This is a genomic window from Acinetobacter sp. YH01022 (assembly GCF_013420235.1).
In the GTDB taxonomy this organism is placed as follows: Bacteria; Pseudomonadota; Gammaproteobacteria; order Pseudomonadales; family Moraxellaceae; genus Acinetobacter.
This window is the reverse complement of record NZ_VOYP01000021.1, coordinates 42,098-59,603: the sequence shown is the minus strand read 5'-3', so window position 1 is coordinate 59,603 and position 17,506 is coordinate 42,098. Positions and strand designations below refer to the sequence as shown.

Below are 17,506 nucleotides of genomic sequence, written 5' to 3'. Positions count from 1 at the left end.
CGAATTATTCAGGTCAATTTATTTGAAAGGAAACTTTTAAGGTCACTCTTTGTGCCTGATAAAAAATGGCGAAAACAAGAAGAACCTCAATTGAGGTTCTTCTTGTGATATTTGTGGGACAGCAGTGCCCATTAGGGTGCTTTTTTTAGCTTTGGCAAATTAGTTTGCAGCAGCGTCAACGACTGGAATTTTCCCAATTTTTGCTTGCCAGATTTTAGGGGCAGTTGCGTGAATAGACGTACCATTGACATCAACGGCAACCGATACAGGCATATCTTCAACTTTGAATTTGTAGATTGCTTCCATACCCAAGTCGGCAAAAGCGACAACTTCAGCTTCACGAACAGCTTTAGATACCAGGTAAGCAGCTCCACCTACGGCCATCAGGTAAGTCGCTTTGTTGTCTTTAATAGCTTCAACAGCAGCCGGACCACGATCCGCTTTACCAATCATGCCGTACAAGCCAGTAGCTTCAAGCACTTGACGAGTGAATTTGTCCATACGTGTAGCTGTTGTCGGACCAGCAGGACCAACCACTTCATCACCTACAGGATCGACAGGGCCTACGTAATAAATGAACTTGCCTTTAAGGTCTACAGGAAGTTCTTCACCGTTATTCAACATGTCAACCATACGTTTGTGCGCAGCGTCACGACCAGTATAGATTGTACCGTTAAGCAATAAAGTATCGCCTGGTTTCCAAGAGTTCATTTCTTCTTGTGTGATGTTGTCCAGGTCAACACGTTTAGAAGATGAAGAATCCCAAGTTACAGCCGGGTAGTCTTCAAGTTTAGGTGCTTGAATGTGAGCAACACCTGAACCATCTAATTGGAAATGTGCGTGACGAGTTGCAGCACAGTTCGGAATCATACCGACTGGTTTGCCTGCAGCGTGACATGGGTAATCTTTAATTTTAATATCAAGAACAGTAGTTAAACCGCCAAGACCTTGCGCGCCAATACCTAAAGCATTTACTTTTTCGAAGATCTCGATACGGAGCTCTTCCATTTTGCTTTGTGGACCACGACGAAGTAATTCGTCCATGTTGATCTCTTCCATCAATGCTTCTTTGGCAAGCATCATGGCTTTTTCAGCAGTACCACCAATACCGATACCGAGCATACCTGGAGGACACCAGCCTGCACCCATGGTTGGAACAGTTTTCAGTACCCAGTCCACGATTGAGTCAGATGGGTTCAACATGGCAAGTTTAGATTTGTTTTCTGAACCGCCACCTTTAGCAGCAACAGTAATGTCGACTTTGTTGCCTGGTACGAGTTTGTAATGGATGACCGCAGGGGTGTTGTCTTTGGTGTTTTTACGGCCAAATGCAGGATCAGCTAAAACTGATGCGCGAAGTACGTTAGAGCTTTCCAGGTAACCTTGACGCACACCTTCATTGATTGCATCATCCAGGCTCATGGTTAAATCAAATTTAACGTCTAAACCCACTTCAAGAAATACGTTCACAATCCCGGTATCTTGACAGATAGGACGGTGGCCTTCTGCACACATACGGGAGTTAATTAAGATTTGTGCAATAGCATCTTTTGCGGCTTTGTTCTCTTCACGATCATAGGCACGGCTCATCGCTTGGATAAAGTCTTGTGGATGATAGTAAGAAATAAACTGAAGCGCATCTTTTACCGATGTGATCAAGTCATCTTGCTTGATAATAGTTGTCATATCAAATATCTCTTGAGCGGGCTGTTAGCTAGCGGGCTAAATTATAAGATAAAAAGCAGGTTTTGTGGGTATTTTGAATGCTTTTTGGCCGAAAGTTTAATAGCGAATTTCAGCACAAATGAATGGTCGTTTTTTGAGTGATTTTTGTCATAGAGATGACAAGGGTAATCCTTGTTTTGGGTAAAATTACATTTAAGATGTTGATTAACATGGTTTTAATTTATTTCTTATCTGGAATTATTGAAAAGTAAAATTTAATTTTTCTGTTTTCTTATTCGGGTTAAAGGTGGTCAAGTTGTCATAAATTTGCCCTAAAATTTTTACATCATAAGTGCATCAAATCTCATCTGATAAATACAGACGTCCTTCAATTGCTCCCGTCATGAATTTTTCTTTATATCCTGCAGTGATAGGGTTTCGGTCAGCAAGAAGATTAGGCACAGGCTTTATCTTCTTTTTTTGCTTTAAATTTTCTCAAAAATAAAAACATTCTAAATCTTCAAATCTTCAAATCTTCAAATCTTCAAATCTTCAAATCTTCAAATCTTCAAATCTGGATCTAAATCTGCCTATACTCTTGAGAATAACATTTAGAAAAACTGCTCATGAAAGATCAGTCTGAGTTTGCGAAAAATATCATTAAAATTTATAAGAAACATGCACGTGCATGGACAGAATTACGCGGCCAGTTTCTGTATGAAAAAACCTGGCTCGATCATTTTCTTTCGTTGATTCCTGAACATGCTCAAATACTGGATTTGGGCTGTGGCTCGGGAAAACCAGTTGCGGCTTATTTAATTGAACAAGGTCATGCCGTGACGGGTGTGGATAGCTCAGATACGATGATTGAAATGGCAAAGCACAACTTTCCTAAACAGCACTGGATTCAGGCAGACATGCGTCAGCTGGATTTAGGTCAAAAGTTTCAAGGGATTTTAGCGTGGGACAGTTTTTTTCATTTGACTCAAGATGATCAGCGCAAGATGTTTGCTCAGTTTTCTAAGTTGGCTGAAACAGGGGCAGCTTTGATGTTCACCAGTGGGCCAAGTCATGGAGAGGCTCTTGGAGATCTGTTTGGTGATGTACTGTATCATGCCAGTTTGTCGCAAGATGAATATCGCCAATTATTGAAAGATCACGGTTTTGAAGTGGTAAAGATGGTCGCGGAAGATCAGGACTGTACAGGACATACGGTGTGGTTGGCGCAAAAGTTTTGATTAAGCCATGCTTAATAAAATGTCGGTGAATAGATAAGTTAAATTTTAAAATATCAAAAAAAAACCACCCAATTTTTCAATCAGATGGTTTGGAAAACTTAAATTTACGAATTATTGAGCCGCTTGTTGCTCTGCCTGAATTGCAGTCAGTGCGATCGTGAACACGATGTCATCGACCAATGCACCACGTGATAAGTCATTCACAGGTTTGTTCAGGCCTTGTAACATTGGACCAACACTCACCACATTGGCAGAACGTTGCACTGCTTTATAGGTAGTGTTACCTGTGTTCAAGTCAGGGAAAATAAATACATTCGCGCGACCTGCAACTGGCGAGCCTGGTGCTTTAGACTGACCTACGCTTTCAACCGAAGCTGCGTCATATTGCAATGGACCATCAATCAGTAAGTCTGGACGGCGTTGCTTGGCAATTTCAGTCGCTTTGGCTACTTTTTCTACATCCGCCCCTGCACCTGAAGTACCGGTTGAATAAGAAATCATCGCGATGCGCGGATCAATACCAAACGCTTTAGCAGAGTCTGCAGATTGAATAGCAATTTCAGCCAGTTGTTCTGCATCTGGATCAGGATTAATCGCACAGTCACCATAAACATAAACTTCATCCGGCAACAGCATAAAGAATACTGAAGATACCAGTGAGTAATCCGGTGCAGTCTTGATTAACTGGAATGCAGGACGAACCGTATTGGCTGTCGTGTGGACTGCGCCAGATACCAAGCCATCAACCTGATCAAGAGCCAGCATCATGGTGCCTAAAACTACCGTGTCTTGTAGCTGTTCACGCGCTTGTAACTCGTTGAGTTTGCCTTTACGTAAATCAACCATTTTTCCGACATAATTCTCGCGAATCAGGTCTGGGTCAAGAATTTCTAAATCATGCGGTAATTCAATTCCACGTGCTTTTGCTACTTCAACCACAGCTTCAGGTTTTGCCAGCAGAATACAGTGGGCAATTCCACGAGATTGACAAATTGCTGCGGCCTGAATGGTACGTGGTTCATCCCCTTCAGGAAGAACAATGCGCTTTTTCGCTGCAATTGATTTTTGCACCAGTTCATGACGGAATGCAGAAGGAGATAAACGTGGTTTATGTGTATCGCTGATTAACTGTGTTAACCAGTCTGCATTGATGTGGCTGGCCACGAAACGGGTCACCTGCTCAGCACGCTCGGTATCATCTACCGGAATTTCATTGCTTAAATTCAGCAATTGTTGTGCTGTGTCAAAAGTGCTCAATTTGGTGTGTAAAATTGGCAAGCCATTTTTGATTGCTGTTTGACAGAATTCTAAAGCTTGAGTGCTTGGTGCCTGATGTTCAGTTAAAACCAAACCTGCCAGTGGAATGCCATTACTGCTTGCCAAGCTACTTGCAAGCAAGACATCAATACGATCAGAACCGCTGATGATGAGTTCACCTGCCACGAATTTATGCATTTCGTGTTCAATATTTGATGCAATTAAGCTGCTGTGTAATACACGGCGTTGTGCTGCTTCACCTTGGTTAATCCATTCTGCAGAAATATGCACAGCCAAGTCAGACATGCGTGGCACACTTAAAGTGTTGCTAAATGGAACTAAGCCAATGACTGGCATACAGTCTTTACCAATCATTGGGTGCGTGCTTTGAATTGCACTCACAAATCGGTTGGTATCGCTAATTAAACGCAGGTTTGGATCAAGCGTCACAGGAATCTGTGCAGAATCTTCCGGCAAGCCTTTGGTACGCATGAACAATACGCCTGCAGTACGCTCGCAAGTCGCACCACCAAAGAAGCGTAATTGATTGTCAACTTTTGCCGCGGTTTTTGCCGCATTGTTAATGTCGGCATTGCTGACAATAATCACTTTGGCATCAAGCGCTTTCGCCAGAGTGGCATTGAGTTCTGTCGCAAAAGGATCACGTCCGTTTGGTAGCACGCCTTCTACAATAATGACATCGTGATGTTTGGAAATTTCACGGTGTAAACGTACTGCATCTTCAAGCAGCTCGTCATTTTCATCATTTTTTAAACGTTCAGTCAGGGCCGCATAGGAAATCGGTTCAACGGTTTCATGCTTGAACAGGTGACGATACAGTGCAGTGGTGCGATCTGCTTCAGGCTGTAATTCTTGAGAGAAAGGCTTTAGAAAACCTGCTTTTACACCTTGGCATTCCAATGCATAAATTAAACCAAGACATGCAGACGTTAAGCCAACACCAATTTCTGTAGGAACCAAAAGTATTGTTTTCATAATTTTTTCTAAATCATAAAGGGATTTATTGAAAGCATAAGTAGGCTACGATTGCTTAAGCAATCGTAGTCTCACATTCAGGCTTTTTTGCAGCTGACTGATTTACCTCGCCTTCTACAACGTGTGCTGTTTCTTTGGCAATACGGCCTTCTTCATCGGTTGGAATGACCCAGATTTGAGGACCTGTGCCAGCATCAATACGACCTTCTGTACCGCGTTTTAAATTATTGTTTTGTTCTTTGCTTAAGTTGAAACCGAAGTGAGGTAAGTAAGCCATGGTCTTTTCACGGATATAAGCCGAGTTTTCGCCAATACCGCCGGTAAAGAACAGACCATCAAGACGTGGCAGGCCACAGCTTAAAGCAGCCAGAGATTTAGCCAAACGGTAGCAGAATACTTCAATGGCCAGCGTTGCATCTTCATTGCCTTGTTCTGATGCTTCAATCAAGGTACGCATGTCATTTGAAAGATTGTCTGATAGACCGAGCAAACCACTTTCTTTGTTCAGCATTCTGTCAATTTTATACACATCCCAGCCCAAGTTGGCAGCCAGGAAGCTGTGCAAACTTGGATCGACATCACCGCTACGGGTACCCATCACAATGCCTTCAAGCGGGGTCAGGCCCATTGACGTATCTACACTTTGACCATTCCAGATGGCACAGGTCGAGCTACCATTGCCTAAATGTGCAGTTAACCAGCCACCTTGTTTTAAGCTGCCTGCCAATTCTGAACCGCGTTCAGACACGTAAGCATGGCTGGTACCGTGGAAGCCATAACGACGCACGTTGTGCTCTGTATATAAGAATTTTGGTACAGCATAATGGTAAGCATGCGCTGGCATGGTTTGGTGGAATGCTGTATCGAATACTGCCACTTGTGGAAGGTCCGGGAACAAACGCATGGTCGCGTCAATTCCTACAAGGTGAGCAGGGTTGTGAAGCGGGGCAAGTGGCGTCGCTTCACGAATACGATCAATGATTTCTGGTGTTAATAACTCAGCTTTGGTCAATGTGCCACCATGTACGACACGGTGCCCAATCGCTTGAGGATTATAATGAGAAAGACGTTCTAAAATGGTTTCCAAAGCCTTTTCATGATCGGCATGTGGAATAGACAGTTCGAGTGGCGCGCCACCAACAGTGACACCCTTAATGCGTGCTTCAGCAGAACCTAAATTTTCTGCTAAACCAAAAATACGATCTTCACGACGTTCTGAAACGAGTGCATATTTAATAGAAGATGAGCCGCAGTTAATAACTAATACTGATGTAGACACGTTTTAATACCCGAATTTTAATTGAAATAAGTCGTCCCTAAAGTGATCTTTATGCAGTACATTTCAATGCAATTCAGATCAGTCTGCATGTTGTATCATGTGTTGATTTTCTGTCCTAGATAGACTTTAGGAGATTAGACTTAAGCACTATCGACCAGTGAAATAATAATAAATAGAATTTATTGGTTGATGGTTTTCATTTATTAATAAAATAGTACTCAAGCATAAACGCTCTTTCCTGTACGCCTTTAACCCTAGCATGAGAAATGAATTTTGAGCAGGAGCTAAGTGTTGTTTTTATGCTTAGTTTTGATACTTGATTTCTGACCAGCGTACAATAACATAGGCAATCAATGCCACCATAAAAAACACCAGCATCATCCAGGCCAGACCTTGCAAGGTTTCAATAATTGTCCGGTAAATTTCCAGTACCCAGCGCTCTTGAGTCAGTTCAATCACAATTTTCTTGTCATTCTCGGTATACGTCAGCGGCGTGATATATTTTTCCATATCGTAAATACGAATGCCTGAAGATGTTCCGACCACCATGCCGGCAAATTTGGTGTATTTTGCCCAGGCTTCATGAATCGGATCGTGAATAATGCGTGCCAGAATGGCATTAATCGAATTGGAAAAAATTTTCATCACTGTAAAAGAAACCAGTAATGCCAGTAAAAAGGTACAAATGATCAAATAATAAAACATGTGATTTCCCTTTTATCTTTTTCAGTTTTTTTATCATGTTACAAAATTTAGGGCAGGGATAGTGTAGTCGCTGTGTCCAGCTTCAGGGTTGAAACTGAACACTTAAAGATACTTTAGATAGAGGAATTATTGGCGAATTTGACCATCCCCAAATACCACCCATTTTTGCGAAGTCAGACCTTCTAGACCGACTGGGCCACGTGCATGAATCTTGTCGGTGGAAATGCCGATTTCAGCACCCAGACCATATTCAAAACCGTCGGCAAAACGGGTAGAGGCATTGATCATCACTGAGCTTGAGTCGACACGGGCCAGGAACTGACGCGCAAGACTAAAGTTCTCGGTAATGATGGCATCGGTATGGTGTGAACCATATTTGTTAATATGATCAATGGCTTCATCAATTCCGCTCACCACTTTAACTGCCAAAATTGGACCTAAATATTCAGTGTACCAATCTTCTTCGCTGGCCGGTTTGACGCTTGAACCGAGAATGCGCTGGGTTTCACGGCAGCCACGCAGCTCGACCTGCTTTTCTGCATACAGTTCAGCAATGCTTGGCAAGAAATCTTCTGCAATTTTCTCATCCACCAGCAAGGTTTCCATGGCATTACATACGCCATAACGATGGGTCTTGGCATTGAGTGCAATGGGCAGGGCTTTTTGCAAATCGGCCTGTGCTTCAACAAAGACATGGCAATTTCCATCCAGATGCTTGATCACCGGAATACGTGCTTCATTGCTGATCCGTTCAATCAGCCCTTTGCCTCCACGTGGAACAATCACATCCACATATTCAGACATGGTAATCAGATGGCCGACTGCGGCACGATCAGCTGTATTAATGACCTGTACCGAAGTTTCAGGCAAGCCTGAAGCCTTTAAACCATGCTGAATTGCTTCAGCAATCGCCTTGTTCGATTGCAACGCTTCCGAACCGCCACGCAAAATAATGGCATTGCCTGATTTCAAGGCAAGTGAGGCGGCTTCCAGAGTCACGTTCGGACGCGATTCATAAATCATGCCCACCACACCTAAAGGTACGCGCATTTTTCCGAGCTGAATGCCTGAAGGACGATAGGCAAGGTCAGTGATTTCGCCAATCGGGTCAACCAGGTTCATCACATCTTTCAAGCCATGCAGCATGTCTTTAAAGCGGCTGGGGGTAAGTTCTAAACGATCAAGTAATGCACTGTCCAAATGATTGTTACGACCATTGGTCATATCGATTTGGTTGGCAGCCAGAATTGCAGCTTCACTGTCTTGTAATGCAGTGTAAATTGCAGATAAGGCATTGTTTTTGGTTTGGGTAGAAGCGCTTGCTAACACGCGAGAAGCCTGGCGTGCCTGTTGTCCTACCGTTTGCATATATTGTTCAATCGAATCTTGCATAGCGGTTTGATCACTTAGAAATTACATCTTCGATAGTAACAGTCTGGAACCCGACAATGAAGCACCTGCTCAGAAAAAAGTCCCTGAAACTTTCGGACTGTTAATATTTTGAAATCCTTTTCTAGCTAAATTTAGATAAGTGGTTATGGAATCAGTTGCTTGAGCAAGCGTCCTCTGTATATTATGAAAAGATAAAGACAGTGAAGTCTGATAATTACAGCGAAGAATGGACGCAGCATGACGCAGAAATTCTATATTTATTTTCTTGCAAAATAACAATAAGGCAAGAATGGAGGAAGGGATATGAATTCCATGATCCAAATGGACTCGGAAGTAGAAGAATCAAACTCAAATTCTGGTTTTTTTGATCTTTACCATAGGAACAGTTTTAAACAACCGGCACGTACCACCTGGATTGATGGCTGGAAAATTGAATATATGGCTATTGCTCAGCCAGAAACCATCCATAACACTCCCATTGTCATTATTGGGGGGGCTTTTCAAAATTTTAATTCTTATAAATATTGTGTGGAACAATTGCTCAGTGCAGGCCCGATCATTCTAATTGACCTGCCTTCCATGGGTGCCAATCAGCAAATTACCAATCGCGATACCGGTATTTCTGCGGGAACACTGGAATTACCTGATTTGGCTCGAATGTTGGGTGAGTGGGTCGATATTGAAAATTTACCCAAAGTTTCAGTGATGGGCATGTCGCTAGGTTCGGTTGTGGCTTCAAGTTTTGCCGTGCAACGTCCGGAACTGGTCGATCGCATGATTCTGATGGGCGTGATGCAAAAAACGCGTAAAAGCTGGCGTATGTTGCTGGAAGAATCTTTGCATTTAATGAATGAACAGCGCATGGATGAGTTTGGTCAGGCGGTGATTCTGTATCTGGTCAATCATGCCAAAATCGACCAAACCCGTATGTCACCGACAGCTAAACGTCTGTTCTTTAGGCAAATGGCCGAATTTACCGCCACCGAGCAAGACCGCTATGAAATTAACTGTAGCCGCTTATTGCGTTTAACCGATGTCCCTATTCCGCAATGTAAAGTACTGGTGGCATGTGGGCAATATGACAGTTTTACCTTGCCACATGAAAATGCCAATTTTGCTTTGCAATGTCCAGATATGGAATTTGCAATGATTGCAAATGCCGACCATGTACCGCAATTACAGCGCCGTAAAGAAACCATGAGCCTGTTTGCAACCTTCCTGCAGGGACAATCTATTCAGACTGTAGAAGGGATTATCCCGATGACACGTGCCCAGTTGCTGACCCTGGAGCGCCGTGGCGAAGAACGAATTGCCGTACAAAAACCGATGACCGTATTAACTCATCGTCATTCAGATTTGCATTTTTCCACGCATATTGTCGATTTAAACTTTTTTGGCGTTTTACTTGAGTTTACTCTTGGGGTGACTGACAAAGTTGCACAGTATCCACGTGATTTGGCCTTGCATCTGGAAGATGAAGAAGGTCAATTTAAAATTGAGTGCTTAATTTTTGAAGTTTATCCAACACGAGTTCGGGCTTTATTCAAGCATGGCAGTTTTGATGTGGCGGAACGTTTATTGCGTTATGTGCAACGACAAAAAGAAGTGATGACGGTTTTAGAATCGGTCAGTTAATTTGTGATCCATCCCAAAAAAAAACAGCGTTATATAACGCTGTTTTTTTTGCTTGCATGAATCATCCAGACCAGATCACCTAAGTGTTCTTCGTTAGAGGTGAGGGGTACAGCTGAATTTTGAAAATACTGCTGTGGCTGTACAATACTGACCTGTTCAAAACTGGCTTGCTGGAAAAATGCCTGGGCTTGCTGGGGATTAATAAAATGGAAACTAAATGCACTCTTGGACATCCATTTCAGTAATTTACTGCTGGCCCAAATAAAATTGGCCAGTTTATTTTTCACCGGTTCTGGATAGATGTCGGTAAGGTAATGCAGTTCTTTAAAGTTTTGCCCATAATGATGAATTGCTTTAAGCAATTGTAATAACATGTCTTGGTTAAAATAGTTGATCAGGCCTTCACTAATCACCACCAAGGGGCGCTTGGGATCAAATACATGAAAAGCCTGTTCAAAATCCGCAGTGAATAAGTCTACCGATAAAACTTCCGGACTATGGGCATCAATCTGTTTTAAAGCTTGGGTTTTGATTTTTGCCATATCGGGTAAATCCAGTTCACGATAATCAATATCAGGAAATTTCTGCCGGAAACTCCAGCCACGCGGAGAAAGCCCGCTGGCAATTTCAAGCACCTGTAAATCTGGATGCTGTTCGATCAGTTGGGCCAGATGCTGATCAATCATGCAGTGGCGTTGTTTTAAGGTGGTACGCATACTGCCGCCGACAAATTTTTCAGCCCAGCTTTCTAAAGGATGCACCAGTTTGGCCAGCATTTTCCCTTTAGAGGTCGCAAAAACTGGATGAGAAATTCCCATGGTATACCAGATGTAACCAGTGTAATGGGCAGTAAATGAAATATGTCGATGTTCTGAAAGTTGTTGTGTCATGTCATCTTGATCTTATCTTTTTTTTAGTTTTTAACTTTGGTTGTTTATTGGTCGATTATCTTACGTTGCCAGTTTTGCTTATTTTTAGTTTTGATGCAAAGCAAAATGAGCTGAATTAAGCATACTTTTATTTTTGTTTATCATAAAGAAAAAGGAACACCTTGTCGTGTTCCTTTTGTCGTATTAATTCAATGATTTTTTAAAGTTTTCGATGCTATCGCGAACTTTTTGCCATTCTGCTCCCAAGTCCAGCGCTTGCCCAACACTAATCTCTGGAATTTTACCACGCATACGCTCCAGACGTGTTTGATTCGGTAAAGGCAAATCACGAATCCCTTCTAATGCCGTACATGCTGCTGAGCGGTCATTACAGACCAGACCCATATCACAACCAGCTTTGAGTGCAGCCTGAATACGGGCATCGGCACCACCGGCAACACAGGCTGCCTGCATGGTTAAGTCATCGGAGAACAGCACGCCATCAAAGTTGAGTTGCTGACGCAAAATATTTTGAATCCAGTAGGGTGAGAAACCAGCAGGATTCGGATCAACCTGGTCATAAATCACATGTGCGGGCATCAAGGCATCCAGTTGCGGCATCAGCTGGATAAAGGTTTCCATGTCCTTATGATAGATTTCTTCATAGGAACGTGAATCTACTGGTGCGGCTATATGTGAATCGGCCTTAACCGAACCATGGCCCGGGAAATGTTTACCGGTATTGGCCATGCCCGCACGTTTCATACCCTTGATGAAAGCACGGGCAAGGGGAACAATATCATCAATATTTTTGGCAAAACCGCGATCACCAATCACATCACTGACATCATTCAAATCCAGTACCGGGGCAAAACTGAAATCAATCCCAACAGCAAGCACTTCGGTGGCCATCAGCCAGCCACATTGTTCAGCCAATTCCACAGCACGTTCAGGTTCAGTCAGATAAAGTTCGCCTAAGCGACCCATGGCAGGCAGCAAGGTAAAGCCCTGTTTTAAACGCTGCACCCGACCGCCTTCCTGATCGACGGCAATTAAAATATCGGGTCTGATATGACGCATATGATCGGTTAAAGCACGAACCTGCTCAGGTGATTGTATATTTCGTGAAAATAAAATCATGCCGCCTACTTGCGGTGCCTGTAATAGTTCAATATCTTCTTGAGTAAGTTCTGTGCCAGCGATGTCTAGCATCAATGCGCCAATCATATCGGTGTCCGTGTTGGAATTTTATAAAGAAAAACAATACCCGAATTCTGCAATGATTTGCTACATTTTGACAGTACAGAATATGATAAAACTACACGACATACACATATTAAGTTGTTTAAGATTTTGAATATACTGCGTTCATGTCGAAAAACGACGTTGTAATATTGGTCAAAGACCAAGGAAGTACGAATTATTTATGAAACTTCAATCATTAGCTTGTGCAGTTGCAATTGCGACTGGAGGGTTTTTCTTTACTCATGTAGTAAATGAGGCAATTGCTGCAAACAATACCATTGCAGTTTCTCAAAGCATTCAGCCAACGCAGGAACAAGCCCTTGTATCACGCCAATTGGCGACTTTGGTTGACCGTCAGCATTATTTAAATCAGCGTTTAGACGCGGCGACTTCCAATCGTATTCTTGACTTTTATCTAGATAGTCTGGATGCAGACCATTCATTATTTTTGGCATCTGAAGTTGAACAATATAAGAAAAAGTATGGTGCAAATTTTGGTGCAGCATTAAAAGCAGGCGATTTATCAGGCCCTTACTTGATTCATGCCCAATATCGTGACCGCTTGAAACAGTTTTATGAGTTCATGTTGGCGGAATTGAAAAAGCCGCAAAACCTGAAACAAACCAATGTCTATATTGATACTGATCGCGAAAAAGCGCCTTATTTCAAGTCCGCAGCAGAGCAGCGCGCACATTGGCAAAAAATGCTGGTATCGCAACTCATCAACTTAAACATTAGTAAAGAAGAAGAGTCTGCGAAGCAAAAAGCCTTAAAAGATGATCCGACACTGGCCAATGGTCAGGATCTGGCTAGCCCTGAAGATTTAACTCCAGTTCAAACCTTGACCAAGCGTTATACCCGTCAACTTGAACGCATTACCCGTGTTAAAAGTGATGATGTTCTCGATAAGACGTTGAATGCGATGATGCTGACCTATGATCCGCATAGCAATTATTTCCCGCCGGTTGATGCGATGGAATTGAACCGTCAAACCACCTTGCAGCTAGAGGGGATCGGGGTTTCGATTCGTCCTGAACGCGGTAATGAAGATTACACCAAGATTGAAACGATTGTTGAAGGTGGTCCGGCCAGTAAATCAGGTCAGATTAAACCGGGAGACCGTATTATTGGTGTAGCACAAGACGGCGATAAAATGGTCGATGTGATCGGTTGGGCTAGTAATGAAGTGGTCGGCCTGATCCGTGGCAAGCGTGGAACCAAGGTGAGTCTACGTTTGTTGGGTGCGGGTGCATCAATGGGGCAGGCACGTACAGTCAGCCTGGTGCGTGATGTCATTCAGGAAGAAGATGCGGGTGTTCGTTCACGTACAGTTGAGATCAAACGGGATGGCAAAAACCATACCTTTGGTGTAATTGAAATTCCGTCATTTTATTTGAATTATCGTGCGCGCCGTGCAGGTGCGGATTATCGTTCGGTTTCTGAAGACACCAACAATGCTTTAAAAAGCCTGGCAGCCAAGAATGTAGAAGGGATTATTATCGATTTGCGTAATAACCCGGGCGGCTCGCTGGAAGAAGTTGCACGTATGCTGGGACAAGTCATCAAATCTGGTCCAGTGGTGCAAATTCGCGACGGTAATGGCAATGTCAGCGTATTTGAGGACGATGACGGTGGTGCACAAACCTATGCCGGTCCACTGGCGGTCATGGTTAATCTGGCTTCAGCATCGGCCAGTGAAATTTATTCTGCTGCTATTCAGGATTATGAGCGTGGTATCGTGATTGGCAGTACCACCACAGGTAAAGGTACAGCCCAGGTTCAACTGGATACTTTGGCCTATGGTCAGGCAACCTTGACCCAGCGTAAGTTCTATCGTGTTACGGGTGGAAGTACCCAAAATAAAGGGGTAGTACCTGATATCAAGCTGGTTGATATCTACAATGAAGAGTTTGGCGAGCGTAAGGCGAAGAATGCCTTGAAATGGGATACCATTCCAACTGCACCATTTAAGCGTGAAGGTTCGGTACAACCTTATGTGCAAAATCTGGCACAAATGTCACAACAGCGTGTAAGTGTTGATCCGCAATTTAAATATCTGGAGCAACGTAAAGCGATTGCGAAAAAAACCGATGAGCAAAAGCGTGTAGTGCTGGATATTGATCAGCGCAAAGCCGAGCTGAACGCACTTGAGCAGAAAACTTTAGAGGCGGAAAATCAGCGCCGCAGCCTGACGGGGCAAAAGCCTTATGCTAATTGGGAAAGTTATCAAGCCTCAATGGATGCTTTAATCGAGTCGCGTGCGAAAATGAAAGCAACACAACGACCTGCTTTACCCGAAGAAGAAAGCTTTGTTATGGAATCTGCCAATATTTTATTAGATTATGCAAAATTACAATCCACTAAGGCTGCTGGCCAGTAGGCGCTGTAATTTGGTATTTTTCATTTAAATTTTCCGAAAAAGCCAGTTAGTTGATCTGACTGGCTTTTTATTGATGCATGAGCAAACAGAGGCATTAGTTTTAAAATGATTTTAAAAATATGAACGGTGTGAGGATAATGATAAAAATGTTGAACTATGTTTCTATTGTAAAATGAATACATTAGAAATAAAAAAGAATAGAGCAATTATCACTTGACCAAAATGGAGTAGTATTAGATTCTTGTTTTAATTGATTGTTTTTATAACCACTCTTTAAAGATAAAAATTTTCTTGCTTGTATGAAAAGTATCAATCACGTGGATTAAAACAAGAAAGATACCTTATACGGAACTGAATATGGTTCATATACATTATGATTTTAGTCTGGTGATTGCTTCGATAGTTGTTACTATTTTGGTCTGTTATTTTACTGTTTCATTCGAACAATTATTATTCCGTGGCCTGCGTCAGAAATATGAAAAAATGCTTCTCATCATCAGTGGTCTGATGCTTGGAGCTGCAATTTGGTGTATGCACTTTGCTGGTGTGCTCGCTTGTCATTTACCGGCAGATTACTCTTTTGATTATAGTCTTACTTTTGTTTCCTATATTATTGCGTTCATTGCATCTACTTTTGCCATTTGGTTGACTACACGAGAAACCTTACCCTTTGGCCGGCTTGTTTTAGGTGCGGTACTGATGGGAATAGGTAGTGCCGGAATGCACTATACTGGCATGATGGCGCTGATCATCAATCAGCATCGGATTTATTATGATCCTTTGCTGACAATTTTTTCTGTTTTAATTGCAATTGCAGGTTCAGGTTTAACGTTCTGGCTTATTTTTAAATATAAAAATGCAGTACAGCAAAAGCTGATGATCAAGATTTTTCTGGTATTGATGATGGCGCTAACCATTGTCGCGATGCACTATGTCGGTATGTGGGCAATCGCTTTTTATGAAGTTTCTGCAGATCAACAGATTGCACCTTATCAAATTGGCCAAGGATTAATTTTATTAAGTGTGATTTTAGTCACCAGTTTAATTTTTCTCGCTGCATTTTGTGTTGCTGTGCTGGAACAAAGACTGGAAATCCGAAATATACAGCTTTCTAAAGCTAATCGTGAACTGGCCAATCAGGCTGTGCAGGACAATTTAACTAAGTTGCCCAATCGTTTATTCCTGGCGGAATATTCACATTTTTTATTTACCGATCATCGTTATAGGGATGATAAAATTGCCTTTCTCTATATCGACTTAGATCGTTTTAAAGCGGTCAATGATGTATTTGGGCATCATATCGGTGATCAGTTGCTGGTGCAACTGGCGACTCGCATTCAGCAGAATCTGAAACCAAACGAAAAGCTGCTTCGTCTAGGTGGAGATGAGTTTTTGATGGTGCTGGAACAGGCTACCCTCGAACATGCAGTTGAAAAGGCCGAGCAGTTATTGGAACAAATCCAGGACAGCTTTTTGATTGCCGGTAAAGAAATTAATATTTCTAGCAGCATTGGCATCGCCCTGTATCCCGATCATGGTAATAATTTGCAGGATCTGCTGATTAATGCGGATGCAGCTATGTTGACGTCGAAATATCAAGGGAGAAATACCTATTCGCTGTTTAGTTACAGTGCTGATCAGCAGGAGACCAAAAGTCAGACCAAGCTGATTAATGATTTATATAAAGCAGTTGAAGAACAACAATTTGTTCTGTTTTATCAGCCCAAATTTACCACTGGGGATTATGCCATTTGCGGCGTAGAAGCCCTGATCCGCTGGAATCATCCAAGCTTGGGAATGTTGACGCCAAACATGTTTATCGCGGGGGCTGAAAAAACTGGGCTGATTATTCAAATGGGCTATTGGGCACTCGAGCAAGCCTGTAAGCAAATTCAAATCTGGGAACAGACCGATTCCAACTATTTTCCAGTCGCAGTGAATTTATCCGCCGTACAATTTGAACATAAACATCTGTTTACAACACTAGAAAAATTATTTGCTCAATATCAGATTAATCCTAATCATTTAGCCATCGAAATTACAGAATCGACAGCTATGCATCACGTGGACTCTACCATTCGGAGTTTTGAGCGGTTACGTCAGATGGGAATTAAACTGGCGATTGATGATTTTGGAACCGGGCATTCCAGCTTTTTATATTTGAAGAACCTGCCTGTGGATGAGTTGAAGATAGACCGGGAATTTATCCGGGATCTGGCAGTCGGCTCAAAAGATGAAATCATTCTGGCAAGTATTATCCAGCTGGCCATAAAACTGGGTTTGGTGGTCACTGCAGAAGGGGTTGAAACACCTTTGCAGGCAGACATCCTGACCCGTTTAGGCTGTCAGCAATTGCAGGGTTTTCTGTTGGGAATGCCAATGGATGTGAACCGTCTGGAAACAATGGACAAGGCACTATTTACTTAAACTTGATGCGGGTTGAACAGGTTTAGTTTATTTCAAAAGTTTTATGATCTGTTGAAATATGGTCAATTTTTCATATTGATCGTATTTGATCTTGAGCACTCTGGTTCTGCAGTAAGTATTTTCCATAAGTTTTAAAGATGAGTTAGCGGTGCAGGTCGCTCAGCGACGTACATTTGCCATTATTTCCCACCTAGGGTGAATAATATCATTAAGTTTATTTGATAAATTCATAGTCTGGCTGAAGAGTAGTTTGAAAATCCACTTTATATTTCAACTATATTCAGCTGCTTTTGATTTGGTCTAGTTACAATGGAATAAAATGTCAGCATTACAAATATAAGATAAAAATAATAATGATTGCTTTTACCAGTTCCAATCATCTTTAAAAAAGTTATTTTTTAACTAAGTTGTTGATATA

Annotated in this window: 11 protein-coding genes and 1 pseudogene; 5 read left to right on the top strand and 7 right to left on the bottom strand. The window is 42.3% G+C overall.

Going from position 1 to position 17,506, the window contains the following annotated elements:
• Positions 1–159 precede the first annotated feature (159 nt).
• Entirely contained in the window at positions 160–1,686 is a 1,527-nt protein-coding gene (locus FTT87_RS09320; RefSeq protein ID WP_092820830.1) for a fumarate hydratase, read from the bottom strand.
• Positions 1,687–2,291: 605 nt separating this feature from the next.
• Between FTT87_RS09320 and FTT87_RS09315 the strand changes: the two genes are divergently transcribed.
• Complete coding sequence (locus tag FTT87_RS09315) at positions 2,292–2,903, top strand: trans-aconitate 2-methyltransferase (protein ID WP_180174735.1); 612 nt, start codon at positions 2,292–2,294, stop codon at positions 2,901–2,903.
• Between the two features lie 111 nt (positions 2,904–3,014).
• On the opposite strand, the gene pta is transcribed toward FTT87_RS09315, so the two are convergent.
• From pta to FTT87_RS09295, 4 genes are all read right to left on the bottom strand, one after another.
• Positions 3,015–5,156 (bottom strand): phosphate acetyltransferase, encoded by a 2,142-nt coding sequence (pta, locus tag FTT87_RS09310; protein ID WP_180174734.1) that lies wholly within the window; start codon positions 5,154–5,156, stop codon positions 3,015–3,017.
• A 55-nt stretch (positions 5,157–5,211) separates the two neighbouring features.
• Positions 5,212–6,435, bottom strand: coding sequence for an acetate kinase (locus tag FTT87_RS09305; protein ID WP_180174733.1), 1,224 nt, complete (start codon positions 6,433–6,435; stop codon positions 5,212–5,214).
• Between the two features lie 303 nt (positions 6,436–6,738).
• Complete coding sequence (locus FTT87_RS09300) at positions 6,739–7,140, bottom strand: hypothetical protein (RefSeq protein WP_016168218.1); 402 nt, start codon at positions 7,138–7,140, stop codon at positions 6,739–6,741.
• A 126-nt stretch (positions 7,141–7,266) separates the two neighbouring features.
• On the bottom strand, positions 7,267–8,532 hold the full coding sequence (locus FTT87_RS09295) for a glutamate-5-semialdehyde dehydrogenase (protein WP_086197488.1): 1,266 nt from the start codon (positions 8,530–8,532) through the stop codon (positions 7,267–7,269).
• A 303-nt stretch (positions 8,533–8,835) separates the two neighbouring features.
• On the opposite strand from FTT87_RS09295, the gene FTT87_RS09290 reads away from it, so the two are divergent.
• Positions 8,836–10,167: an alpha/beta fold hydrolase gene (locus FTT87_RS09290; protein ID WP_180080885.1), complete on the top strand. Its 1,332-nt coding sequence runs from the start codon at positions 8,836–8,838 to the stop codon at positions 10,165–10,167.
• A 29-nt stretch (positions 10,168–10,196) separates the two neighbouring features.
• Here FTT87_RS09290 and FTT87_RS09285 read toward each other — a convergent pair whose 3' ends face one another.
• Both FTT87_RS09285 and nagZ read right to left on the bottom strand, forming a co-directional pair.
• On the bottom strand, positions 10,197–11,057 hold the full coding sequence (locus FTT87_RS09285) for a class I SAM-dependent methyltransferase (RefSeq protein WP_086197486.1): 861 nt from the start codon (positions 11,055–11,057) through the stop codon (positions 10,197–10,199).
• Positions 11,058–11,240: 183 nt separating this feature from the next.
• Complete coding sequence (gene nagZ / locus FTT87_RS09280) at positions 11,241–12,263, bottom strand: beta-N-acetylhexosaminidase (RefSeq protein WP_180174732.1); 1,023 nt, start codon at positions 12,261–12,263, stop codon at positions 11,241–11,243.
• A 199-nt stretch (positions 12,264–12,462) separates the two neighbouring features.
• On the opposite strand from nagZ, the gene FTT87_RS09275 reads away from it, so the two are divergent.
• The 3 genes and pseudogenes from FTT87_RS09275 to FTT87_RS16235 all read left to right on the top strand — a co-directional run.
• Complete coding sequence (locus FTT87_RS09275; protein WP_180080889.1) at positions 12,463–14,661, top strand: carboxy terminal-processing peptidase; 2,199 nt, start codon at positions 12,463–12,465, stop codon at positions 14,659–14,661.
• 357 nt (positions 14,662–15,018) lie between these two features.
• Positions 15,019–17,088 carry a bifunctional diguanylate cyclase/phosphodiesterase gene (locus FTT87_RS09270; RefSeq protein WP_180174731.1) on the top strand — a complete coding sequence of 690 codons (2,070 nt, stop codon included), beginning with the start codon at positions 15,019–15,021 and terminating at the stop codon, positions 17,086–17,088.
• 124 nt (positions 17,089–17,212) lie between these two features.
• Positions 17,213–17,278, top strand: a pseudogene (locus FTT87_RS16235) (hypothetical protein); the annotation flags it as partial.
• Positions 17,279–17,506: the final 228 nt, after the last annotated feature.